26 protein-coding genes are annotated in these 24,078 nt (G+C 45.1%); 2 read left to right on the forward strand and 24 right to left on the reverse strand.

Translation table 11 applies throughout. From position 1 onward, the window contains the following. Positions 1 to 36 precede the first annotated feature (36 nt). The 5 genes from NSQ91_RS21485 to NSQ91_RS21505 all read right to left on the reverse strand — a co-directional run bounded on the left by NSQ91_RS21485 (position 37) and on the right by NSQ91_RS21505 (position 3,895). The gene (locus NSQ91_RS21485) at positions 37 to 1,122 is read right to left on the reverse strand and encodes a hypothetical protein (protein ID WP_076101463.1); all 1,086 of its coding nucleotides are present in this window, start codon (positions 1,120 to 1,122) and stop codon (positions 37 to 39) included. 89 nt (positions 1,123 to 1,211) lie between these two features. Continuing rightward, positions 1,212 to 1,799, reverse strand: coding sequence for a histidine phosphatase family protein (locus tag NSQ91_RS21490; protein WP_076304035.1), 588 nt, complete (start codon positions 1,797 to 1,799; stop codon positions 1,212 to 1,214). A gap of 178 nt (positions 1,800 to 1,977) precedes the next feature. Further along, positions 1,978 to 2,424, reverse strand: coding sequence for a hypothetical protein (locus NSQ91_RS21495; protein WP_051490909.1), 447 nt, complete (start codon positions 2,422 to 2,424; stop codon positions 1,978 to 1,980). Positions 2,425 to 2,576: 152 nt separating this feature from the next. Beyond that, positions 2,577 to 3,164 carry an RNA polymerase sigma factor gene (locus NSQ91_RS21500; protein WP_036676255.1) on the reverse strand — a complete coding sequence of 196 codons (588 nt, stop codon included), beginning with the start codon at positions 3,162 to 3,164 and terminating at the stop codon, positions 2,577 to 2,579. 554 nt (positions 3,165 to 3,718) lie between these two features. Further along, positions 3,719 to 3,895 (reverse strand): hypothetical protein, encoded by a 177-nt coding sequence (locus tag NSQ91_RS21505; RefSeq protein ID WP_175618937.1) that lies wholly within the window; start codon positions 3,893 to 3,895, stop codon positions 3,719 to 3,721. 193 nt (positions 3,896 to 4,088) lie between these two features. Here NSQ91_RS21505 and NSQ91_RS21510 point away from each other — a divergent pair, with 193 nt between their 5' ends. Both NSQ91_RS21510 and NSQ91_RS21515 read left to right on the forward strand, forming a co-directional pair. Next, on the forward strand, positions 4,089 to 4,655 hold the full coding sequence (locus NSQ91_RS21510; protein ID WP_038572428.1) for a helix-turn-helix domain-containing protein: 567 nt from the start codon (positions 4,089 to 4,091) through the stop codon (positions 4,653 to 4,655). 217 nt (positions 4,656 to 4,872) lie between these two features. Further along, on the forward strand, positions 4,873 to 6,177 hold the full coding sequence (locus NSQ91_RS21515; protein ID WP_081391817.1) for a CynX/NimT family MFS transporter: 1,305 nt from the start codon (positions 4,873 to 4,875) through the stop codon (positions 6,175 to 6,177). 492 nt (positions 6,178 to 6,669) lie between these two features. On the opposite strand, the gene NSQ91_RS21520 is transcribed toward NSQ91_RS21515, so the two are convergent. The 19 genes from NSQ91_RS21520 to NSQ91_RS21610 all read right to left on the reverse strand — a co-directional run bounded on the left by NSQ91_RS21520 (position 6,670) and on the right by NSQ91_RS21610 (position 24,076). Continuing rightward, the gene (locus NSQ91_RS21520) at positions 6,670 to 7,764 is read right to left on the reverse strand and encodes a prephenate dehydrogenase (protein WP_036676253.1); all 1,095 of its coding nucleotides are present in this window, start codon (positions 7,762 to 7,764) and stop codon (positions 6,670 to 6,672) included. A 46-nt stretch (positions 7,765 to 7,810) separates the two neighbouring features. After that, positions 7,811 to 8,908 (reverse strand): histidinol-phosphate transaminase, encoded by a 1,098-nt coding sequence (gene hisC, locus NSQ91_RS21525; protein WP_076127634.1) that lies wholly within the window; start codon positions 8,906 to 8,908, stop codon positions 7,811 to 7,813. A gap of 60 nt (positions 8,909 to 8,968) precedes the next feature. Beyond that, positions 8,969 to 9,793, reverse strand: coding sequence for a tryptophan synthase subunit alpha (gene trpA / locus NSQ91_RS21530; RefSeq protein WP_076127517.1), 825 nt, complete (start codon positions 9,791 to 9,793; stop codon positions 8,969 to 8,971). Beyond that, positions 9,790 to 10,989 carry a tryptophan synthase subunit beta gene (gene trpB, locus NSQ91_RS21535; protein WP_076127515.1) on the reverse strand — a complete coding sequence of 400 codons (1,200 nt, stop codon included), beginning with the start codon at positions 10,987 to 10,989 and terminating at the stop codon, positions 9,790 to 9,792. The genes trpA and trpB overlap by 4 nt, the downstream gene beginning before the upstream one ends. After that, positions 10,986 to 11,663: a phosphoribosylanthranilate isomerase gene (locus NSQ91_RS21540; protein WP_076304034.1), complete on the reverse strand. Its 678-nt coding sequence runs from the start codon at positions 11,661 to 11,663 to the stop codon at positions 10,986 to 10,988. The genes trpB and NSQ91_RS21540 overlap by 4 nt, the downstream gene beginning before the upstream one ends. Continuing rightward, complete coding sequence (trpC, locus tag NSQ91_RS21545) at positions 11,656 to 12,486, reverse strand: indole-3-glycerol phosphate synthase TrpC (RefSeq protein ID WP_036676246.1); 831 nt, start codon at positions 12,484 to 12,486, stop codon at positions 11,656 to 11,658. The genes NSQ91_RS21540 and trpC overlap by 8 nt, the downstream gene beginning before the upstream one ends. After that, the gene (gene trpD, locus NSQ91_RS21550) at positions 12,476 to 13,516 is read right to left on the reverse strand and encodes an anthranilate phosphoribosyltransferase (RefSeq protein ID WP_175618936.1); all 1,041 of its coding nucleotides are present in this window, start codon (positions 13,514 to 13,516) and stop codon (positions 12,476 to 12,478) included. Before trpD ends, trpC begins: the two co-directional genes overlap by 11 nt. Positions 13,517 to 13,557: 41 nt before the next feature. After that, positions 13,558 to 15,123: an anthranilate synthase component I gene (gene trpE, locus NSQ91_RS21555; RefSeq protein WP_076127509.1), complete on the reverse strand. Its 1,566-nt coding sequence runs from the start codon at positions 15,121 to 15,123 to the stop codon at positions 13,558 to 13,560. A gap of 432 nt (positions 15,124 to 15,555) precedes the next feature. Then, complete coding sequence (gene aroH, locus NSQ91_RS21560; protein WP_076127508.1) at positions 15,556 to 15,930, reverse strand: chorismate mutase; 375 nt, start codon at positions 15,928 to 15,930, stop codon at positions 15,556 to 15,558. Beyond that, positions 15,924 to 17,027, reverse strand: a complete 1,104-nt coding sequence (gene aroB / locus NSQ91_RS21565; RefSeq protein WP_076184012.1) for a 3-dehydroquinate synthase — start codon at positions 17,025 to 17,027, stop codon at positions 15,924 to 15,926. The genes aroH and aroB overlap by 7 nt, the downstream gene beginning before the upstream one ends. Before the next feature lie 2 nt (positions 17,028 to 17,029). Then, positions 17,030 to 18,199, reverse strand: coding sequence for a chorismate synthase (gene aroC, locus NSQ91_RS21570; RefSeq protein WP_076134686.1), 1,170 nt, complete (start codon positions 18,197 to 18,199; stop codon positions 17,030 to 17,032). Between the two features lie 192 nt (positions 18,200 to 18,391). After that, entirely contained in the window at positions 18,392 to 18,553 is a 162-nt protein-coding gene (locus NSQ91_RS21575; protein ID WP_179088774.1) for a hypothetical protein, read from the reverse strand. 105 nt (positions 18,554 to 18,658) lie between these two features. Next, positions 18,659 to 19,462 carry a CheR family methyltransferase gene (locus NSQ91_RS21580; protein ID WP_036676236.1) on the reverse strand — a complete coding sequence of 268 codons (804 nt, stop codon included), beginning with the start codon at positions 19,460 to 19,462 and terminating at the stop codon, positions 18,659 to 18,661. Positions 19,463 to 19,489: 27 nt separating this feature from the next. Further along, positions 19,490 to 19,933 carry a nucleoside-diphosphate kinase gene (gene ndk, locus NSQ91_RS21585; RefSeq protein ID WP_076127503.1) on the reverse strand — a complete coding sequence of 148 codons (444 nt, stop codon included), beginning with the start codon at positions 19,931 to 19,933 and terminating at the stop codon, positions 19,490 to 19,492. 99 nt (positions 19,934 to 20,032) lie between these two features. After that, positions 20,033 to 21,001 carry a polyprenyl synthetase family protein gene (locus NSQ91_RS21590; RefSeq protein WP_076127501.1) on the reverse strand — a complete coding sequence of 323 codons (969 nt, stop codon included), beginning with the start codon at positions 20,999 to 21,001 and terminating at the stop codon, positions 20,033 to 20,035. Beyond that, on the reverse strand, positions 20,998 to 21,858 hold the full coding sequence (locus tag NSQ91_RS21595; protein ID WP_076304033.1) for a menaquinone biosynthetic enzyme MqnA/MqnD family protein: 861 nt from the start codon (positions 21,856 to 21,858) through the stop codon (positions 20,998 to 21,000). The genes NSQ91_RS21590 and NSQ91_RS21595 overlap by 4 nt, the downstream gene beginning before the upstream one ends. 4 nt (positions 21,859 to 21,862) lie before the next feature. Next, the gene (locus NSQ91_RS21600) at positions 21,863 to 22,465 is read right to left on the reverse strand and encodes a UbiX family flavin prenyltransferase (protein ID WP_036676229.1); all 603 of its coding nucleotides are present in this window, start codon (positions 22,463 to 22,465) and stop codon (positions 21,863 to 21,865) included. Continuing rightward, positions 22,465 to 23,337 carry a UbiA-like polyprenyltransferase gene (locus NSQ91_RS21605; protein WP_076127498.1) on the reverse strand — a complete coding sequence of 291 codons (873 nt, stop codon included), beginning with the start codon at positions 23,335 to 23,337 and terminating at the stop codon, positions 22,465 to 22,467. Before NSQ91_RS21605 ends, NSQ91_RS21600 begins: the two co-directional genes overlap by 1 nt. After that, positions 23,330 to 24,076 (reverse strand): demethylmenaquinone methyltransferase, encoded by a 747-nt coding sequence (locus tag NSQ91_RS21610; protein WP_076304053.1) that lies wholly within the window; start codon positions 24,074 to 24,076, stop codon positions 23,330 to 23,332. Before NSQ91_RS21610 ends, NSQ91_RS21605 begins: the two co-directional genes overlap by 8 nt. Positions 24,077 to 24,078: the final 2 nt, after the last annotated feature.

Raw genomic sequence — 24,078 nt, forward strand, 5'->3', positions numbered from 1 at the left:
GCATATGTAATCCCCATAAGCATTCGCACGCCACCTCTACCGAAGATACTTAGGCACGGCTGTCTCTATCCCCCATGGTGTCATCATCACAGCGAGTCCACCAGAAGTCTCGCCCAGTTTAAGCATGCCTAGGTGCACCATCATCCGTATTATACGTTGCTCTAGAATAGAAGCAGCACTGTCATAATAAAACGGTTTAATTAGCCACCCCACACCATCCACTAAAGAAGGTACTGTCACCCAATTGCCGGCGCTGATGCTTATCCAATACACAAGTGAAGGTAGATTTGGCACAGCCCCTTTATATAGTCTTAACCAAAAAGAGAATATCTGCATCAACGAATCACATTTTCCATCGTTTAACACAGCCTCACCGGTCGCAGTAAGCCTTAGCCGGAAGCCTTCCTCAGAGATCCAACGGCGGTGACGAATATAGTCATACAAAAGCGCAAATCTTGGAGGATAATGCTCACAAGCTCTCCCATAACCAAACCTCCAACCGCCTTTGCTAAGAAGCTCCTCCGGAATATGAAGCGCGTTCATCACACCTTGCTGATAACGCCTATACATTGCCCCTTCCTGATTCAGTTCTGGCTCATTGTCCTTAATATATCTCAGCAGCATTACCAGATCACTGATCATTAATTCTCCTTCACTGCGATACATCACAGGTTCAGGGCTAGTTGCGATGCTCTCTTTGATATGTGCACTCATCGTCTCCCGAAAACGCTCTTTTAAATCTTTGGGTACCTGGTACAAATATCTGGTCTGCTGCGAGGAACCACTAAAGAGCCAGCCTCCACTTTTGAAGCGTGAGACCATCTCCCGGAAACCTCCAGTTTTTCCTTCAGGTGCATCAAAAGATGCTTGCCTTGCCACAGCCAATAAATCCTCAAGACTAAAGTAGGTGCGTTCATCAAAAAGCAATGTATTCAAAAACCGTAAATCCTCCGGAGCGCATTCCCGGATATGAGACTCCATAAAACTTCTGCTTCCAAGCATAATCAAAATACTTTGGATCAAGTCGTGTTTGGAATTCTGTTTGCATTCACACCGGTAGCGGCCCGCTATGGCGGTCAGCTGTCCAATATCTGCATAAGTAAGCATATCCGCCAGATTCATGTTTTATCGCCTCACCGTTTTACTACCATTATGGGGAATACTGCCTATTTTATTCCCTTTATTGCAAAAAAAATAACCCGAAGCCCGGGTTAATGCTGATTTTGCAGGATATGGCGAGTACAATTATATAAAATAGGGTTCCATTCCCGCTCTTTCTTCTCCAGAATCGTCAAGGATAGATTGCCAATTCGTTCAGAATACTTATCCTTGTAAAGAGCAGTATACAGCTGAGCAAGAAATCCTCCATGGGATATGACGAGTATATTCCGATTGGGATGCAGTGCAGAAATATCTTCCATAAAAGCAAGAGCCCGAGCCTGAAGCTGTTCGTCGGTTTCTTGACCGAGGGAGAGCTGGCTCCATTCCTTCCCCCACTTCTCTTCACGTTCTGCGGCAGTAAGCCCTTCTACCTGCCCATAAGCACGTTCCCGGATACGCTGATCAGGTTCTAATAGCGGAATCCCTAACTTGTCAGCAATAATCTTACCGGTCTCAGCAGCGCGGGAAAGATTACTAGTAACGCAGCAGTCCCAGCTGTACGGTTCCTGTAATAAGCGGTCAGCAAGCGTTGCAGCTTGCATCCGTCCTTCATCATTAAGTGGAATATCACTTTGTCCCTGTATTTTCCCTATCGCGTTCCAGTCCGTCAATCCATGGCGTATCAAGCCGATTAGCATGTTGCCTCCCCCTTTTCAGCAAAGTATTTGTCTCTTAATGTAACATGGATGAAATAAAAAGTCTTCTTTTTATGAGTTTTACAATGCAAAAAGCCCCTCATTACATTAAGTAAAGGGACTCATTCAATGTTCTGAATATTATAAACAACGGAAGCAAAGACATACGTCTAATAACCCTCTATGATCGGCGATAACGATTCAGCCTAGTTAATGAAAATACTGCAAAGCCTACACCTAACATTGATAACATCATCCAGTATTGAGGATGAGTGGGTCCCATACTTACTACAAGGGGTTCAATGATCCCACCTTCAGAGCCCAAAATTGGATACGTTGATTGCCATTCCATCGAGGATCCAGCGACACCTGTCTCCACAATTCCACTCTGAGCAACAACTGCATCACCCGGAGTTCTGAACATCGTAAAATAAAGAACGCTGGACAGAAATATTGCCAGAAAGCATGCGATCCATAAGCTAAGCCGATGGCGAACAATAGCAGAGGTCCCAGCAGATTTCCCGTCACCGGGCATCAACCATGGACTCTCTAAATAAATCCGCTCCATGACTTTAACATTTATGGCTTCAGCACGCTCTTCACTGATCTCTTCCCTCAAATCTTGCATAAGCAGGCTGCTCTCTTGCCATAGAGCCCATTCTGCAGCGCAGTAAGGACAAGTTTCAATATGTCTTTCAAGTAAAATCCGCCTAGGATGTGTGGGGGGAGCGTCCCACAAGAGCGGAATACATTCTTGCGCTTCCCTGCAATTCATTCGCCTTACACCCTCTCAACCTGCTCTTCAACTTCAGGCTCATTGAAATAGGATTCGAGTTGAAGCTTCACACTACTCCTGGCACGAAACAATAATGATTTCACTGAGCTTACACTCTGATCTAAAATTTCTGCGATTTCTTGATAGTCCATTTGATCATATTCACGTAGGATAAGTGCAGAGCGTTGTTTTTCGGGAAGATTATTTATCGCCTCACGGACCAAATTCATCCGTTCATTGCGCAATGCAGCCTGCTCAGGTGCAACTTCAAACGGTGCTACTGGTGTATATCCACTCTCTTCCAGAGATACATTACCGGCACGGTTCTTGCGAAGCTCACTTAGAACAGTGTTGCGGGCGATAGTGTACAGCCATGTTGAGAATGAAGCATCTACCTCTCGAAAGGAATGCAAGCTACGAAATGCCTTGTAGAAGGTCTCCGAACAAAGGTCCTCTGCGATAAGCTCCATATGTGAATTTCTAAGCATATGATATACAAATGCTAGTATTTTACGTTGATAACGACGCATTAATTCTGAATATAATTCCGTGTTTCCTTGTTTGATTTGCTGGATCAACTGGGAATCCGTCATGGTGAGATTGGCCCTCCTCGCCCTTGCACGTCTTTTCCCATCCGGTCCGTACTTATTATACCGGTTTGGGCTTTAAAAGTTGCGGTGTTACTGCAAATTTTTAGTTTTTTTATGAAATACACCTATGTATATTCAACTACCCGATAATTAAGGCATGATGTATATGAAGAAGACAAAAAGAAATAAGGCATACTTCTAATTTTACATAAATATAGAAACGAATCTAGAAACATACCTGCTCTATTGTACCACATATTCTCATAGGATGACATTAATAGACTTTAGATAGGTCGACTCGCCAGCAAGACCCGACATTGGATTTCTGACTTAGAATCCGGCTTTAAAAATAACACATTTATCAATTTTTAAAAACTGTTGACAAAATGTAAACGTATACATATAATAAAAGTACAGTATGGTTTCTCTCCACTCCTATCCAATACTTAACGGTTCCAATTTATTGTGAACTGTAGCCGCTTACTTTGTAAGCGGTCTTTTTTTGTCCTGAAAGCGCTCTACCTTTTTTTTAGATGATCTATATTAGATTATTTTTACTATAGCGAGCGAATCAGCTTCCACAAATCCCCACAATCATCTATTACCCCGTCTACGTCCATTTGAAGAGATATCTGCTCATTACGTTTCCCAATGGCTTGCAGCCCTGCGTTACGGCTCGCTTGTACGTCATTCATTGGATGATCACCTACAAATATAGACTCCTCTGCGCTCACCCCATTGGGATCCCTCCTTTTGCAAAAATAAAGGATTAAACCGGGAAAGGTGATAAGCCTACGGGCAGGTTCGTTACATAGACGTCATTTGCATAGCTGCGTGTGTAATCCACCCTCTAATCCTAATCGTATGGAAAAGAGTCAGGATAAACAATATACTAGCTATAAAGTTATTTGTTGAGGTGAATTTGAAATGGATGAAATCGATGAATCAAAACAACTGGTACTACAAATCGGCGGTGCCTTGAAAAAGTACAGAAAAGAAAAAAACATGAGCTTAGACGACTTAGCGGAATTAACGGGCGTAAGTAAACTTACTCTGGGGAATATCGAACGTGGCGAGACAAATCCAACTTTGGCGATAATATGGAAAATTTCAAAAGGCATATCTTTGCCCCTATTAGCTTTGTTCAAATCTGAAGACCCTGTTAGTTTGTATCGAGCAGGCGAAGGTCTTCGGTTTTCTAATGATCAAAAGAATTGGATCATAGAACCCGTCTTTAAAAATGTAAGCAACGATATTGAAATGTGTCGGGCTTACTTACAGCCAAATAGTTCGTATCACCCTGAAGGTCATCATGTGAATACAACTGAAATTGCGACAGTAATGACTGGTTCCATTGAAATACGAGTCGATGGAGAAATGTACACATTGAATCAATATGATACGATCAGTTTTCGTGCAGATCGCCCTCACTCTTATACCAATCATACGAATAGCGAAACAGTGCTCCATATCTCCTTAAAATATGGTTTCTAAAAGTCGAAAATTTCACCTATTACATGCAACTCAGTATTCCATTCTAAATGGAAACTCTGAGTTGTATTTTTTTATCTAATATAAGCATTTCAAGTTATAGAACTATCTCAATAAAGTAAACTTTAAAATACTTATTGTTAAATTTAATATATTATACTATACTTTCATTGTCCGCGCGGATATTAGTACGCATTAATTTTGGGAGGGAAAATGAAGAATGCCGAATAAAAAATTCGTACCATCATCTTTAGGGCTGCTACTACTCGGCATTATTATTATTGCCGCAAATTTACGTGCTCCCTTAACCTCGGTCGGTCCTTTAGTGGATCTCATTAGGGGTGACGTTCATATTTCCAATACTTTAGCAGGCTTGATCACAACGGTACCTTTACTTACCTTTGCTTTATTATCGCCACTAGTACCAAAACTAGGACGTAGGTATGGAGTAGAACTTTTAATTTTGTTTGCTCTGATCTTTTTGACTGTTGGTATTGTAATACGTTCTTTATCTGGGGCTGCAAATCTGTATATTGGAACTGCAATTCTTGGATTTGCAATTGCCGTTTGTAATGTATTAATGCCAAGTTTAATCAAACGTGATTTCCCTAAAAAAATCGGTGCCATGACTGGTGTATTTGCAATTTCAATGAGTTTATCTGGAGCGATCGCCTCGGGAATCAGTGTACCGCTAGCTGCAAACGCAGGTTTAAAATGGCAGGGTGCATTGGGAATTTGGGGGATCCTAAGCTTTGTATCGATCCTCTGCTGGTTGCCTCAATTAAGGAAGCATACGAAGCAAACAGCCTCGACGAGTCAACAGATGGCCGGCAATGATGTGAAGGTTTGGCGTTCCCCTCTTGCCTGGCAAGTAACCTTGTTTATGGGGATGCAGTCCATGATTTTCTATGTGCTAATCGCATGGTTGCCTGAAATTTTAAAACAGCAAGGCATTGACTCAGGCCAATCAGGATGGTACCTCTCAATAATGCAGTTAGCGCTGCTTCCATTTACCTTTATTGTCCCCGTTATTGCAGGGCGAATGTCAAATCAACGTTCGTTAGTGTTCATCACAACCATTTTACTTTTGACGGGAACGCTCGGACTGCTTTACGGAAGCTCCAATATCATTCTGTTGTGGATCATCATACTCGGAATTGGTGGAGGCTGCGCCTTTAGCTTGTCCATGATGTTTTTCGGTTTACGTACTAAAAATGCGCATCAAGCAGCGGAACTGTCTGGTATGGCGCAATCGATCGGATATCTGCTTGCCGCAATTGGTCCTGCCCTTATAGGATATTTGCATGACACGACAAATAGTTGGAACGTGCCACTTTTCATACTGCTTGGAGCTTCGGTCTTACTCTTTATTGTCGGTCTAGGAGCAGCAAGAAATCGTTTTGTAGGTAGTCGAAATAGTTACGACGAAATAAACTCAAGTACCAGAGAATTTCATGGAAGAAATACTGATCAGAATGAAGAAAGCGAGTTTGGGAACAGTTGCAACAAACCAAACCTAAATTAGAGTCCGCGGGTATAAATCCGGAAGCATTTTGCGGCACTCCTTTCTTTTCTTCGTTGATCCAATAAACATTTAGCTTGTACGAAGTCGCTATCGGACACAGTTGACCTTAAATGCAGCATTAATCCGCATTTGGGATGCTAACGGACCGCATAACAGCTATTGGCACGAAAAACACCCAATATAAGCCTCTTTATGTGAAATAGCGTCTGTGGAGTCCGAAAGACTGCTTCAAAGGCAAAAAACGAACAAATAACGTCATTAGGGTCCGTAAGTACTAGGTGGTACTTATGGTGGTACTTATGGTGGTACTTATGGTGGTACTTATGGTGGTACTTATGGTGGTACCGATGCCGATGACGATACTAACGAAGGCACGTTGAAGTAAGCAACCAATAACCCAAAAAACAAAAAAATAGCGATTCTCATGTGAATAGAGAATCGCTATTTTACTGTTTTTTATGATTTGAAAATGAACCCGAGCGAACCTTAATACTACACGTATACCGTATAATCATGATGCTGCAACAGGATCTTCGCCCGCTCCATATCGTTCTCCTGACGGAAAGAGAGACGCATAATCCCCGGAACATCTTCACGGCTTTCGATAATTTGTACGTTGCTAAGGTTAATTCCTTGATCCCCCAGCTCTGTAGCAATACGACCGATAATCCCCGGATGATCCGGTACATCAATATGTAGGTCAAATAAAGGTGCTATCATACCTTTACGCCGTTCAGGCAACTGACTACGGAAGCCATTGGCTTCATGAAATGCCTCTTCAATCCCTACACCATCTTCACTTTCCAGCAAACGAACAAAAGAAGAAACTTCCTCGTTCCAATCCTTCAACAAACGAAGCATCACTGAACGATTGTTTAACAAGATATCACGCCAAATAATTGGATCACTGGACGCAATCCGTGTAATATCCCGAAAGCCCCCTGCAGCTAACGTACTATACAAGGAGTCAGTATCATCATAAGCTTTAATCTGATTTACCAGCGCAACGGCAATAATATGTGGCAAATGACTAATGGCGCCTACAATCTCATCATGACGTTCTGGATTAAGGCGTACAATCTGCGCTCTAGTAAGGTGGAGTAAGGACTCCAACGCATGATAAGCCTCGTCTGGTACTCCCGGTGGAGGTGTTAATACGTAATAGGCATTCTCAAACAACAGCGATGAAGCTGCCTCAACACCTGAACGCTCTGATCCAGCCATAGGGTGACCGCCGATAAAATGTACTCCAGGAATATCCAAAGAAACCGCGCATGCGGCAATACTAGCTTTCGTACTTCCAACATCTGTAATGATGCAGCCGGGCTTGAGCGGCAATTTGCTTAACTGCTGCAAATAATCCTCTAGCATACCCACCGGCACACATAAAAAAATGAAATCGGCATCGATTGCCGCTTCCTCCACAGACAATGTGGCACTATCGACCACACCTCTGCTAATATACTTACTCGCGGATTCAGGACGGTGGGCATGGCCAACGACGGTCAGGCCCTCCTTGCCTTTAAAGCAAAGGGCCAGTGAGCCTCCGATCAGACCGACACCGAATATTGCTATTTTTGTCGTCATGTTCTTTGAACTACCTGCCTTCTTTAGTCTTGACTTGCTGTTATTACTAGGCGCGTACTCCACTCTCTATAAGAGTTTGTTCCAGCGCGGTGATAAAAGCCGTGTTCTGCTCAGCCGAGCCCACAGTAACCCGAATATAAGTCGGATAAACCTGATGACCCGCTCTTACGATGATTCCTTTACGCATCAAAGCATCAAAGACCTCTGTAGCAGGCTTTCGAACATCTACCATGATGAAGTTCCCGTGTGCCGGGAAGGATTCTAGGCCCAGACGTTTGAATTCACCTTGCAATTGGACAATACCCGCGCTATTAAGACGACGACATTCCTGTACGTAATCTTGATCATTCAAAGCAGCAAGAGCTGCAGCTTGAGCAAGCCGTGAGGTATTAAAAGGCTCACGTACCTTGTTGATCAACGAAATGATCTCAGGACTCGCAACACCGTATCCAATACGCAATGCAGCTAAGCCATAAATTTTGGAGAATGTGCGGAGCACAACCAGATTCTTGTAACGAGTCAGCAACTGGATGCCATTGGAGTATGAAAGATCTGTTACATACTCACAATATGCCTCATCAAGGACAACCATTACATTGGAAGGCACAGCATCCAGGAAAGAAACCAAAGCTTCCTCTGGAACAATCGTACCTGTTGGGTTATTCGGATTACAGATCCAGATAACCTTAGTGCGGTCCGTTATACGGGCCAGCATCCCATCCAGATCATGTGTACCTTTTACAAGTGGCACCTCAATAGATACCGCACTTTCGATGTCTGCGTTACTCTTATACACGGAGAAGGTTTGGTCCGCCATGATTGTCTCATCACCCGGTAAGAAAAAGGCACGAGCAATAAGTGCAATAATCTCATCTGAGCCACAGCCAAAAATAATATTGTCGTTATTCACGCCAAGACGGCTGGAAAGTGCTGAAGTCAATTCAACGGCTGAGCCGTCCGGATAAAGATAAAGATTCTCAAGTTCTGCTAGAATTGCTTCTTTTGCACTCGGTGAAGCTCCATACGGGTTCTCATTGGATGCAAGCTTAATAACCTCACTTAAGCCAAGCTCCTTCTTGACTTCGTCTATAGGTTTCCCTGGTTTGTAGACAGGGAGATTAACTATATTCGGTTTTGGATTCATACAATAGTCCTCGCTCTCCATAGTTGATTACTCCACTATACACAGGTCAGAATGACACTGTTATGGTCTTTTTAATTGTGCCACAAATTCTCGAATTTGCAACAGTCCCTCATTCCGCGTAGCAGGATGATCGAGCAACGGAATTACCTCTTCTATTTTGCGGACAATGGCACTCCCTACTACAACACCATCGCAAATCTGAGCAAAACGGGCAACCTGTTCGCCAGTAGAGATCCCAAATCCTACAGCCACTGGCAGATCCGTAGCTTGACGAACGGAATCAATAAAGGCTTCTACATCCGCATGGAAAGAGGATCTTTCTCCAGTCACCCCTAATGAAGATACACAATAGATAAAACCGCTCGCACCGGATACAATCTTTGCAATACGTTCGCTTGAGGTTGGTGCAACTAAAGGAATGAGGTTGACTCCAACTTCATCACTACGGCGCCGCATCTCCGCTGATTCCTCAACGGGAAGATCCGGGATAATAAGTCCGCTAATTTCATGCTTGTTCAGATCAGCAAAAAACGTATCTAGACCCATTTGCAGGATAGGATTGTAATAAGAAAACAAGATAAATGGCAAACTGCTGCCGGCTTCACGAGCCTTTAACGCGGTCTCCATGCAAGTGCGCAGGTGAACTTCACCCCGCAGTGCCCGGGCAGATGCTCGCTGAATTACAGGGCCGTCTGCAAGCGGATCAGAGTATGGTACTCCTAGCTCCAGAATATCTGCCCCCGCTGTCTCCAGTTCAGTGATGATGGCAAGAGTAGTCTCCAAATCCGGATCTCCAACAGTCAGAAAAGGAATCAATGCGGTCCGGTTCTCAGCTTTAAGCTTCCGGAATACCAAATCCATCCGGTTTGTAGTTTGGGTTGTCATTCAGTTCCCTTCCCTTCTGTATACGCCATAATGGATTCTACGTCTTTGTCTCCCCGGCCTGACAGGCAGATGACAACAATATCATCCTTAGTAAGGGTTGGACCCATTTTTACAACATGTGCTATCGCATGCGCCGATTCTAACGCTGGAATAATGCCTTCCGTTACGCATAGCAGCTTCAGTGCATCTAGCGCCTCTGCATCTGTAATCGGGACATATTTTGCGCGTTCGATATCTTTTAGATAGGAGTGTTCAGGACCTACACCAGGATAATCCAGGCCTGCGGAGATGGAATGTGCTTCTGTTACTTGTCCATGCTCATCCTGCAGGAGATAACTCATCGATCCCTGGAATACGCCATGAGTTCCTTTACTCATTGTTGCCGCATGAAAAGGGGTATCAATGCCTTTACCAGCCGCCTCTACACCAATCATACCGACATTTTCATCCTCAACAAATGGATAGAACATACCGATGGCATTACTGCCACCGCCTACAGCAGCTACGAGCACATCCGGCAGCCTTCCTTCAGCCTCCAGAATCTGGCGCCGTGTTTCATCCCCAATAACCCGCTGAAAGTTACGAACCATCATCGGATAAGGATGCGGTCCTACAGCTGAACCCAATATATAGAAGGTATCATCTACATTGCTAACCCAGTAGCGAAGCGCTTCGTTGCCGGCATCTTTTAAAGTACGCGATCCGGAAGTAACGGGAATCACTTCTGCACCAAGCAGCTTCATCCGGAATACGTTAAGGGCCTGGCGACGTGTATCCTCTTCCCCCATAAACACCTTACATTCCATACCTAGCAAAGCTGCAACTGTAGCGGTGGCTACACCATGTTGACCCGCACCCGTCTCAGCGATTACCTTCGTTTTTCCCATCATTTTGGCCAAAATCCCTTGACCAATCGCATTGTTAATCTTATGGGCACCTGTATGATTCAAATCTTCACGCTTCAGATATATTTTAGCTTCTCCCAGATGTTTGCTCAGCCGTTCCGCATAATACAGCGGGGTCTCCCGTCCGGAATACTGCTTTAATAGATAATCTATTTCTTCCTGAAAAGCTGGATCTGCCGAAAACTTACGGTAGGCCTCCTCCAACTCAATCAATGCATTCATCAAAGTCTCGGGCACGAAGCGGCCTCCGAATGAACCGAAACGTCCATGCTGGTCCGGTACTTGTATCATGATTGCTTCACCCTTTCCACAAAAGCTGTCATTTTTTGAATATCCTTAATGCCGTCAGTCTCTACTCCACTCGACACGTCTACCCCATACGGGGCATAGGTATCAAGCAATTCACCAACATTATCTGTATGAAGCCCTCCAGCCACAAACAAGGGCAAGTCATGTTGTACTGCAATTTCTTGGTAAGCAGGTAATTTATTCCAAGCGAACGTTCGGCCGGAGCCGCCACTCTGCAATGGATCATAAGTATCTAATAAAACCGCATCTACTGCAGCTGCGTAATCTTCCAAGCTATATTCATTTTCAGCTTTATCCCGCTCTTGATCCGCAACGGACAGTGCCTTCCATACCTGAACCTGTGGATAAGCTCGGCGAACCTGCTGGCAAAAAGCTGGACTCTCCTGTCCATGAAGCTGAATTACATCTAAATGCACCACAGACAGCAATTCGTTCAACTCATCCAGCTCCGGATTAACAAAAACCCCGGCAGCCTTAGGAATTTCACCAGTCTTCCAATTTGGAAGCTCTGCAATCAGTTCGGCAGCACGCTCTATGGATACCTTCCGGCGGCTAGGTGCAAAAACAAATCCGATATAATCTAGTGGTAAGTGTAACATAGATTTTAGCACTTCAACGTCCTGAAGTCCACAGATTTTTACTAATGTCTCAGCCATGCCGGACACGGTCCTTTCCATTAGGAAGCTCACCGAGCAGACCGTTAACCGCATCCTCTACGTTAGCTTGACGCATTAGATACTCCCCAACGAGCACTCCGTGAGCACCAGTAGTTCTTAGGTAGCCGATGTCTTTTGACCCGGAAATTCCACTTTCGCTGATCACTGGAACACCTTGCGGCACAAGAGCTGCCAGCTCGGCTGTTGTCTCCAAAGAGGTCTCAAAGGTACGTAGATTACGGTTATTAATTCCTAGCAGGACGTTAGGTTGGGTTATCTTTTCTGTGCTCAGTACAACCGCCAGTTCATTCCGGTCATGCACCTCAATCAAGATATCCAATCCAAGCCCTGAAGCTATATCTATAAAATGAGACAGTTGTGCCGGTGTCAAAATAGCGACGATTAACAACACGGCATCCGCTCCGAGAAGACGTGCTTCGTAGATCTGCTTCTCATCGATAATAAAATCTTTGCGAAGCAGCGGCAGATTTACAGCTTCTTTCACTTGCTGCAGATAAGCTGCGCTGCCCTGGAAATATTCTGTGTCCGTCAGAACAGATAAGCAATCTGCACCTCCAGCTTCATACCCTTTTGCAATGGAAACAGGATCAAAATCCTCACGGATCAACCCTTTGGAAGGAGAAGCCTTCTTCACCTCAGCGATCAAGCCCATATCTCTGTTCTTCCCTTGGGTCAGAGCCTTACGAAAGCCTCTTGTTGCCGGAAGAAGCGCAATATCACGCTCTGCTTGTGCCAGCGAAAAGTTTTTACTGAGCAGTTCAACCTCTTTAATCTTAGTCGCGACAATTTTATCAAGATACATAATTAAGTTCCTCCGTCATAGCTACAAGCTGATTAAGCTTGGATAGTGCCTTGCCTGAATCCACTACTTCTTTTGCTCTCTCTACGCCTCCGGCCATGGTATCTGCCAGACCAGCAACATATATACAGGCTCCGGCGTTAGCAAGAACGATATCGCGATAAGGATTCATCTGCCCTTGAAGGACCGAGGTAATAATCGCCGCATTTTCAGCTGCATCTCCACCCAGCACAGCTTCCAATGGATGTCTGTTAAGACCTAATGCCTCTGGCGTTACCTCATACGTGGTTACGATGCCCTCTTTTAGCTCAGACACTAATGTAGGGGCCGAGATGCTGATTTCATCCAGACCATCCAAGCTGCTAACAACCATCGCACGCTTGGACCCCAGCTCCTTCAGTACATTAGCCACCGTCTCTGTCTTATTCCGATCATAAATCCCCAGCAGCTGACGGTCAGCACCAGCGGGATTCGTAAGCGGACCAAGCATATTAAAAATCGTCCGCACTCCAAGCTCTTTACGCGGTGCTGCCGCATGCCGCATCGAAGGATGATAGATTTGTGCGAATAAAAAACAAATGCCGATTCGATCCAAGCATTCCCGAGCCTGATCCGCATTCAGATGAATGTTGACGCCCAAAGCTTCAAGTACATCTGCACTTCCTGCTCTACCGGAAGCTGAGCGGTTGCCATGTTTGGCAACTCGTACCGAAGCCGCTGATGAAATAATCGCTGAGGCGGTAGAAATATTAAACTTATGGATGCCGGAACCGCCCGTACCACATGTATCTAGCAGACGCGCTTTTTCAGTAAGGACAGGTGTGCCGAAACCTCTCATGGCTTCCGCAAACCCCGTAATCTCCTCCACGGTCTCTCCCTTAATCCGTAAAGCGGTCAGCAGTGATCCGATTTGCGCCTGTGAAGCCTCTCCCAGCATGATTGCACCCATTATATCCCGTGCTTCTACACGTGTCAGACTTTTGCCTTCGATTAGTCCAGCAATTCCTGATTGTATCAATTTTGTTGCATCCATAATGTTCATCCTCCCAGCCTTAATGTAATCTTTTTTATTAATCAAACCACCTGTTCAGGGGTATATGCGTACATGTAATCTTGATTGATGACTTGTTTCTCTTTTATCTCGGGTGGGAACATAGCCTCTGCCATACGTATAGCTTTTAGCATGCCCTTCGCTTTATTCACCGTCTCTTCATACTCTTTCTCCGGAACCGAGTCCCAAACGATACCCGCTCCAGCCTGCACATATGCTCTGCCCTTACGGAAGATGATTGTACGGATGGTGATACATGAATCCATATTTCCCGAGAATCCCAAATATCCAATCGCCCCCGCATAAGCACCACGGGCTTCTCGCTCCAATTCAGCAATAATCTCCATTGCCCGTAGCTTAGGTGCTCCTGAGACAGTACCGGCTGGCAGACAGGAGAGAAAGGCATCAAAGAAATCTTTATCCTCGCTAAGCGTGCCTGACACATTCGATACCATATGCATGACATGAGAGTATCTTTCAATTTCCATAAAGGAATCACATTTTACAGAACCGAATTTGGACACTCTTCCTAAATCATTACGACCTAGATCAACTAGCATCAAATGCTCTGCACGTTCTTTTTCATCCTCCAGCAGCTCCGCGGCGTAAGCACGATCCGAAGCTTCACTTTCACCTCTTGGTCTTGTTCCGGCAATCGGCCGTGTCTCCACGCGATTTCCATCTACCTTTACGAGCGCTTCCGGTGAGGTTCCAACAATAATCTCTTCATCCATTTTCAAATAATACATATATGGAGATGGGTTAAGCGTCCTGAGCATCCGGTATACATGCAGTGGAGAAACTTCCGTTTCAATATGCAGGCGCTGCGACAACACCACTTGAAAAATATCGCCAGCCCGAATGTATTCCTTCGCTTGTTCTACGTTGTTGATATATTGTTCTTTAGTCAGGTTGGAATGAATCTCACCCAGCTCAATATCCTGCGGAATGCTGCGGCGGTTCACATTTTCCTTAGGCCCTTCCTTCTGCAGCTCTTCGGCCATATCCTCAAGCTTACGACTTAAGCTTTCGTAATTGGATTTGATATCTGAGTCCGTATCACCGTCTTTAACATGCAGGTTGCCAACTAGGAGAATTTGTTGTTTCACATGATCAAAAACAATGATGCGATCACAGAACATAAACCGGATATCATCCATTTGGAGATCATCTACTGGATGCTCAGGCAGCTTCTCATAATATTGCAGCAGATCATATCCAAAAAATCCGATCGCTCCTCCAGTAAATGGCGGCATCTCATCCAGCTTAGGGCTACGGTATGAACGAAGCAGCGCCTTAAGCTCCTCAATCGGCTTTCCATGCAGCTGTTTTTTCTTACCGTCGATCTCTACGTTAATCGCACCCTTTTTTCCCGATATCATTAAAAAGGGATCGCTGCCGATGAACGAATACCGGGCCCATTGTTTGCCACCCTCTACACTTTCTAGTAAGAACGCGCGGTCACGTTCAGCAAAACGTTGGAATAACCGGATAGGTGTTTCCATATCAGCCAGCAGCCGCTTCACAACAGGAATCAGATTATAATCCTGCGACAGCTTTACCACCTCTTGAACACTCGGATTCGTCATTTTTAGATGCCCCCTTAGTTATATAAATCTTTCCGAAACACAGAAAAACCCTCTACCAAAGTAGAGGGTTTGTGTAAGTAAGTATATGTTTTTGAGCAATGATCAGCATCGTTATGTTGTGCCTACAGACTTATCTCTAAATAAGATACATCACGGATGTGAAATAACACTCCAGTACATATCAAAATAAAGACTCTGCGTACACAAAAACTGCTAATCAGGCATAAACGTCTTCAGCATCCTTATAAGGACGGTAAGCGTATATGCGTGAAATATAAGAATGTATAGAACAAAGCTTATACTTTCTTATATTCGCAAAAATTTCTTGCACTCTGCTCAACTATACTCATCTCAACTCAACTAAACTCTTCTATACTCGGCTAATTACACTATACATGATGACAAGGGTCATTGACAACCCACAACTCAAATTTAAGACTTACTCTGCGACAAATCCGGACGAAGCTTCTGAGCTTCATTCAGATACACATGGCGGATCTCACGCTGTGATTTATCCGTATTAAACTGCACCATTAACCGGATACACATCGGCAGGCTGCCTTTGACCGGGATCTCGGTTGAACACATAAGCGGCACCATTTCCCAGCCCTCAATCTCACGAATGGCTCTTGCCGGAAAAGTAGCATCCAGATCATTGGTCATCGTAATCCATACATTGCTAATATCCTCAGCTATAACATTATTGCGTTCAACGATCTCCCGCAGCAGCACAACGGTTTCACGCAAAATCTCTGTTTCTTCGTTATTAATCACGGTAGTTGCTCCGCGAATCCCTCGATTTACCACGGTTTCCCCTCCTTTTTAAGCTCTGCCAGAACCTCTCGCACAAGCGATTCCTGTACATCGTTTACAATACTAACAGCTCCTATGGCATCAGGCACAATAAAAGTCATTCTGCCTTCTTTGAATTTCTTATCATGCATCATCGCTTCCATTAGCTCCTCTTCATCATATTCAGAAGGAAGCTGTATAGGCAGTGAAAGTGCAGATAACATAGATACTGTATCCTCATAGATGGATCGGTCACGTCCAAGCTTTACAGCCAGCAGCGCCGAACCCGCCATACCAATCGCAATCGCTTCACCGTGCAAAAACACACCGTATCCGCCAACCGCTTCAATAGCATGGCCGATCGTATGGCCTAAATTCAGGATCGCCCGAAGTCCATGCTCACGTTCATCGTTCGCCACGACATGAGCTTTGATCGCACAACCGCGCTCAAGGGCATAGCCGAGAGCTTCAGCATTCAAAGCAAGCAGCTCATCAGCATGTTCACGGCACCAATATGCAAATTCTTTGTCCATAATCAGACCATGCTTCACTACTTCAGCTAAGCCAGAAGAGACTTGGCGCGGCGGAAGCGTGCGAAGGGTATCCAAATCGTAAAGCACCAGCGAAGGTTGATAGAACGCACCAACCATATTTTTGGCTAGTGGATGATTGACAGCCACTTTGCCGCCTACGCTGCTGTCATGGGCTAGAATCGTCGTTGGAATTTGTAGAAATCCTATTCCGCGCATGTAGGTAGCTGCTACAAAACCAGCTAAATCACCAACAACCCCGCCACCTAAAGCCAACACCGCTGAGTTACGATCCAGTCCCGCTTGAATCGCGGTCGTCATAACCTCTTCATACACGGTTAATGATTTGGATGCTTCCCCTGCCGGCATAATATGGCTTACTACGGTATAACCTTGCTGACGTAGAGCTTCTTCAAGCGCCGGTAAATACCGTGGAGCTACTTCACTATCACTCACAACCAGTAGCGGGCTACGAGTGGACAGTCCAGCCTCAGCACAGTACTGGGCAATGTTCTGCAGCAGACCACTACCGATGTGGATTGGATAAGAACGATCTCCCAAATCTACATTGATTGTACGCATGATCAATAACTCTCCAATTGTGCAAGATAGTTTTCATAGTTCGCTTTAATTTCTTCGAGAGAATCCCCGCCGAATTTATCAAGAAATGCTTTGGCAACTTCCCATGCCACTACGCTTTCCAGAACCACACATGCCGCTGGAACCGCACATGCATCCGAACGTTCTACTTGAGCTGTAAAAGGTTCTTTCGTGTCGATATCTACACTTTGAAGTGGCTTATACAAGGTAGGAATAGGCTTCATAACACCACGAACCACTACCGGCATGCCATTCGTCATCCCGCCTTCAAAACCACCTAAACGATTGCTTGCGCGATAGTATCCTTTAGAAGCTTCATACATAATTTCATCATGGACTTGCGATCCACGCAATTTTCCCGCTTCAAATCCAATGCCGATTTCAACGCCTTTGAAGGCATTAATCGACATCACTGCCCCAGCGATCGCCCCGTCCAGCTTCCGGTCTGACTGTACATAGCTGCCAAGTCCAATGGGCAGTCCTTCGACGATACATTCAACGATTCCACCGATGGAGTCGCCCTCTTCCTTGATCTGATCTATGTAAGCCTCCATTTTCTGTTCCGTTTCTTTGTCGACAACTCTGACAGAAGACTGTTCTGTCCGTTCAATCAGCTCATCGATAGGCAGATCATTTGCAGGTGCCTCAATTTCACCAATACGAATGACTTGACCTGCTACTTTCACACCAAAAGCTGCCAGCAGCTGTCTGGCTACAGCGCCACATGCAACTCTGGCTGCGGTTTCGCGGGCACTGGAGCGCTCCAGAACGTTGCGAAGATCCGTATGATTGTACTTCAATCCACCATTCAAATCTGCATGTCCAGGGCGCGGCCGATTTACCCGGCGTTTTTCTTCATCACTGCCTGGAATAGGTTCAATATTCATAATGTTCTTCCAGTGAGTCCAATCCTTGTTCTCTACTACCAAGGCTACCGGAGCACCCGTAGTATAGCCGTGACGTACTCCACCTACAATCTGTGCCGTATCTTTCTCAATCTGCATGCGACGTCCACGTCCGTATCCCTTTTGTCGACGATGCAATTGAAAGTTAAGCTCTTCAAAATCCAAAGTTAAATTACTTGGCAATCCCTCAATAATAGCCGTTAGCTGGGGGCCGTGCGTTTCCCCCGCTGTTAAATAGCGTAAACTCATGATGTCTTCCCCCTTTTATACTTTTAAACTGTAAACCGCTAAAATCCTATGATCTTTGCTCATTATAGTATAGGGAATCCGCTTTGACAAGAAAGGGATCTCCCTAGAAACACTGTATGTATACCGAAATAAAAAGCGCCATCCATACCCTTAAGAGTATGAATGGCGCTCCTCGGCTCGGTCCTCAGCTTGTTAGCTGCCGAGCCGCTGGCTTGGTGAAGGGAATGTAGACTTACGCTCTTCCAGCTGCAGAAGGCGCTCCAATTGCATTTCTTCCACACCGAGAATTTGCCCGCACTCACGAACGGTGATAAAGCCTCGTTTGTACGCGGCAATGACCTTGCTTTTGTCCATCGGTTTAACTTTCCTTTCACTTAGCGTACAGATTCTACTATCCAGTATCACTGAACTTTTGCGAAAGTATACCTTTGAAGTTAATGGCGAAGGAGCAAAAAGTATTTATTTTTTACGATAGAAAAAAGTTTCCGTCGATTCAAAGCCATATTGAGCCGGTGTAAAGATTTGCTCTGTGCTGCCCACAAACAAATAACCACCCGGACGTAAGCTAGCCGAAAACTTATGATAGAGCTTGTTCTTCGCCTCTTCAGTAAAATAGATCATTACATTGCGACAAATAATAAGATCGAAGCCTTCGTCGAACTTGTCCAAGAGCAAATTTTGTTTGCGGAAATCTATGTTTTTCTTAAGTGAATCGCTGACCTTAAAGACAGGGCCTTCCGGTGTAAAATAACGTGCTGCCACGTCTTTCGGCACATCCTTTAAAGAACGTTCCAAATAAAGACCCTGCTTTGCTTTGGATAAAGCGCCATCATCAATGTCAGTGGCAAGAATGCCTGTCTGCGCCAATATATTCTTGTCCGACAAAATCATAGCCAGCGTGTAAGGCTCTTCGCCAGTGGAACATGCCGCGCTCCACAGCTTTAATTTGCGGCCCGACTGCTGGAGGTCAGGGAGGATAATATCCCGCAAAACTTCCCAGCGATTCGGATTCCGCCAGAACTCAGAGACATTGATCGTCATTCGATCTAAAAATTCATAAAATAAGTCCTTATTTTTCATCATCGCTGCAAAAAAATCACTGAAGGTATGATACCCATTCTTCATCCGAAGAGTCGTCAAACGCCGCTTCATCTGCGCTTCTTTATATTGAGCCAGATCAATTCCGGTGCTTTGTTTAACGTTGTGAATAAATCCGCTATAATCTGGATCTGTTGTTAATGCTGCAACATTACGATCAGACATGTTAATCCCCTGCCTCCCACCTGGACCTTACATCCAGACTGCGATGTCTTTGTTATACTGATTCAGTTCATCTGGAGCAAAGAAATTAGCAATTTCCCGTTCTGCACTTTCAGGCGAGTCTGATCCATGAATTAAATTAAGTGGTGTATGGCTGGCAAAGTCGCCACGAATCGTGCCTGGCAGAGCTTCTCCAACTTTTGTTTTGCCTATGAGTGTCCGGGATAAAGTTACGACATCATCGCCTTCCCATACCATTGCAAACACTGGACCTGAAGTGATGAAAGAGACCAGCTCTGAAAAAAAGTCTTTGCCTGCATGCTCAGCATAATGTCTTTTCGCTTGATCCTCACTCACTGTAATCAGTTTAGCAGCGACCAATTTAAACCCCTTATCCTCAAAGCGGGCAACAATACGCCCTATTAATCCACGTTGAACTCCATCAGGCTTGACCATCAGATACGTCTTTTCCATAGAAGCACTCTCCATTTTCCCATTTGAAGGGTTGTTTTGACGCTATCTTAACAGAAACATTGCTTTCTGGAAACGTTTAATTTCAATCTCACCAGAAGATCAATAACTTCTTCCTGTTATAAAATACGCAATATCGCGCAGATTGCGCTTAGTCTTATTGTTAGGCAATTGTTCCAGCGCCGCCAGCGCCTTGTCGATATAACGTGAAGCGAGCTCCTCAGAACGGGCGATTCCGTCTCCGGAAAGAATGAGATCAATCGCATGTCCTACCGTGCTATGGCCCTCACGTATAGACTTCAGTTCCTCAAGCAATGACTCGCGCAGTCGCTCATCCTCAAGACTATAAATCACTGGAAGTGTAATGTTTCCTTGCCGCATATCACTGCCCGGAGGTTTACCGATCTGTTTCTCTGTGCCTGAGAGATCCAGTAAATCATCACGAATCTGGAACGCCATACCCACGTTATATCCATAATTATAAAGCAAACGAGCTACTTCTGGATCTGCTTCAGCAGCAAGAGCGCCGAGTTGGCAGCTAACTGCAATCAGCAGAGCTGTTTTGCGGCGGATACGCCGTAGATAATGACGTACACTTTGCTCACTGTTGAAAAAGTCACGAATCTGCTCCATCTCTCCGATCGACATTTCGATCATCGCCTTAGACAGAATTTGATGAATTCGTGGATTCTTCAGCTCCGTAGTCATAACCAGCGCTTTTGCATATATGTAGTCACCAGTGTACATGGCAATTTTATCGCCCCATTTTGCTTTCACGGTGAGTTCACCACGGCGCAATTCTGCATCGTCGATCACATCATCATGGACCAGTGAAGCGCTATGGATCAACTCTAACGGTATCGCCACCCGTTTCAGTTTTTCCAGATCATACTTACCGAATTTCCCGCCCATTAGGACAAATACGGGACGTAATCTTTTGCCGCCTGCCTTTAATAAATGCAGGGAGGTTTCTGTAAGCAGATCGTCATCCCCCTGTACACTGCGGTACAGCTCTTTTTCAATCTGATCCATATCTCTGTTCAGTAATCCGAATATTTGCAGTCGTTTCATTCTTTCACCCGTGTCAACAGTTTATGGCTCCAAATCTCCATCTTCACTTCCTGCGGCAGCAGGCCCATCTCATAGGCATAGCGGAAATAGAGGTTCAAACCTTGCTGCTGCCTTTCTCCAAAATCATAACATAAATTGCGGAAGTACCCTTCCCAATAAGACTTTGTTCCTCCAATGTTAGAACAAGCTGCTTGTACAATAGGATCTAAATCTCTCAATCCCCGCATTTTACTCTCGGCAAAAGCCTCTGCAATCTCAGAAATAGCTTCCGGTTTGTCCTCCGCAGCCTTTCGATTCACTGCCCAGACCGCAAAGGTCATCCCTAAGCCCGTCCATTCCTTCCAAACCTCAGCCAGATCAGTAACGATATAACCTTGATCCTGCCATGAGGCCTTAATAGCATTATCACCAATTAATAAACAGGCATCCGCTTCATGCATCATGGCATCCAAATCAGGATTAGCGCTAATATACTCCGGTTTATTGCCAAAAGCTTTTTCCATTATAATTTTCAGCAAATTTACCGAGGTTGCAGAAGTATTCGTAACAGCGATCTTACCGCTGCCAATCTGAGCAAATGGCACCCTGGAAAAAAGGAATATTGATCTCACAGGACCGTCCGCGCTAACCGATAAATCAGGTAGAAGTAATAATTTGTCACTGGCCTCAGCATAAGCAAAAGAGGATAAAGCACCTACATGAATAGTTCCACGGCTCATCCCCTGATTAAGAATGGCAGGTACCTCACTCACCATCTCTGCAGGATATTTCAATGCAGAGGGATGAAAATTGTGAAATACCGGCCATGAGTTGGTATAGCTGATTTTGCCGATGATGGTGTGGCTGTTATTGTCCATCCTTTCAATCCCCCCATCTTCGAAATAAATTGTGTTCAATATTAAAGCTGTCAAGCACTTTGCCCACCATGAAATTAATCAGATCATCCATACTTTGCGGCCCAAAATAAAAAGCCGGCATTGCGGGAATCATCCGAACTCCCAGACGGGACAGCTTCAACATATTCTCTAGATGAATAGCATGCAGTGGAGTCTCACGAGGTACAAGCACCAGTGGGCGGCCTTCCTTGAGCATAACGTCAGCAGCACGTGTCATCAGATTATCAGAGGTCCCATTCGCTACCGCGGATAATGTTCCCATAGAGCAAGGCATAATAATCATCCCTTCCACACGAAACGAACCACTTGCAATGGATGCGCCGATATCCGCAACAGGATGATAAAGCAGAGAACCGGGATAGCCTTTGAACCTTTCGTTCAAAAAGCCCTCCCGGTCTGATGCGATATAGCCAAGTTCTTCTTTAAATACGCGCCAGCCCGCATTACTAACTACCAAATGCACGGAGTAGCCTAGTGACAGCAAGGTTTCAGTTAGACGAACACCATATATCGCACCGCTTGCTCCTGTAATTCCAACCACGATGTTTTTCGGTTTAGTAAGCGTCATTAGTAGAACTGCACCACCAAGTCAATCAAAGTGAAAGAGAACACCACGATGCTCAATACGCCGTTCATAGTGAAAAAAGCAGTCTGCAGACGGCTCAGGTCACTCGGAGATACAATGTAGTGCTCATAAAAGAGAATGATATATGCGATGATCATGCCTGCTACATACCACCAGCTTAAATCCGTCATAAACAGCAACGATACGAATCCAATCGCCGTGAGAATGTGAAATACGCGGGCAATAAAGAGTGCACCTTGAACCCCGAACCGAACCGGAATGGACTTCAAGCCCTCTTTTAGATCAAACTCAACATCCTGACAAGAATAAATTACATCAAAACCTGCAGTCCAAAACACAATAGTGAAATAAAATACCATTGAAGTCCAATTCACACTACCAGTTACAGCTACCCAACCGCCTAAAGGTGCAAGCGCAATGGTCAGACCGAGGATAAGATGGCAGGCCCATGTAAAGCGCTTAGTAAATGAATAAATGACAAGAAGGAAAACTGCGATTGGCAAGAGCTTGGCCGACAAAGGATTCAGCTTAAAGGCTGCCCAAAAGAGTAAGAAAAACGAAATGCCGATAAAAATGACGACTTCACCGATCTTCAATAATCCTGCAGGAATAGCTCTTCCCGCTGTGCGTGGATTCTTAGCATCACTTATCCGGTCAATCAGTCGATTCAGCCCCATAGCAGCGCTCCGTGCCCCAAACATAGCCACTACGATCCAACCAATCTGGCTCCAGGTAGGTAGTGTGCCAAACATGACAACGGAACCAAGTAAAGCGCCCATAAAAGCAAAAGGTAAAGCAAATACCGTATGTTCAAACTTGATCATTTGTAAAAAGATACCGATTTTCTTAAACATTCCCGTTCTCCTTGAGCCCAATATGTAATGCCGCGATGCCTCCGGTCAAGGGGAAGGATTCCACTTTTTGCAGTCCGGTTTCACGGAAAATAGCAGCTAATTGCTCCCGGTCAGGGAACAGCGCCAGCGATTCTGGCAGCCATTTGTATTGCTCATACCTTTTAGCGAATAACTTGCCCAGCAATGGAAGAACACGCTGAAAATAAAAGAAATAGATACCTTTAAACGGTTGTTTCATCGGCTTGGAAAGCTCCAGGCAGACCACCATTCCTCCGGGCTTCACCACTCGTTTCATCTCGTTCAGCACTTGAACAAGATCCGGTACGTTGCGGAGTCCAAAACCAATCGTTGCATAATCAAATGCGTTGTCTTCAAAAGGCAACTCCATAGCGTTGCCCTGTACGAGAGAGATCCGGTTCTGAAGCTTGCGCTCCTCCACCTTACGGCGCCCCACTTCAAGCATGCCTGCACTGAAGTCGAGCCCTATCACATTCCCTGTCTGTGAGGCTTCGGCCAAGGCAATGCTCCAATCGCAAGTGCCGCAGCATAAGTCTACAGCTGAATCCCCGCGCTTCATGCCCATCTTCTTCATCGTGAACTTACGCCAAGCCTTATGCCGGCGAAAGCTTAAGATGTCATTCATCAAATCATATTTACCTGCAATACTCTCAAACACCGAGTGCACAAACTGTTCCTTCGGTTTGCTGTTATCACCCACAGCAGTTGTAGTTTTGTCCATAG

The sequence above is a fragment of the Paenibacillus sp. FSL R7-0048 genome, from assembly GCF_038004505.1.
Classification (GTDB): Bacteria; Bacillota; Bacilli; order Paenibacillales; family Paenibacillaceae; genus Paenibacillus_AQ; species Paenibacillus_AQ odorifer.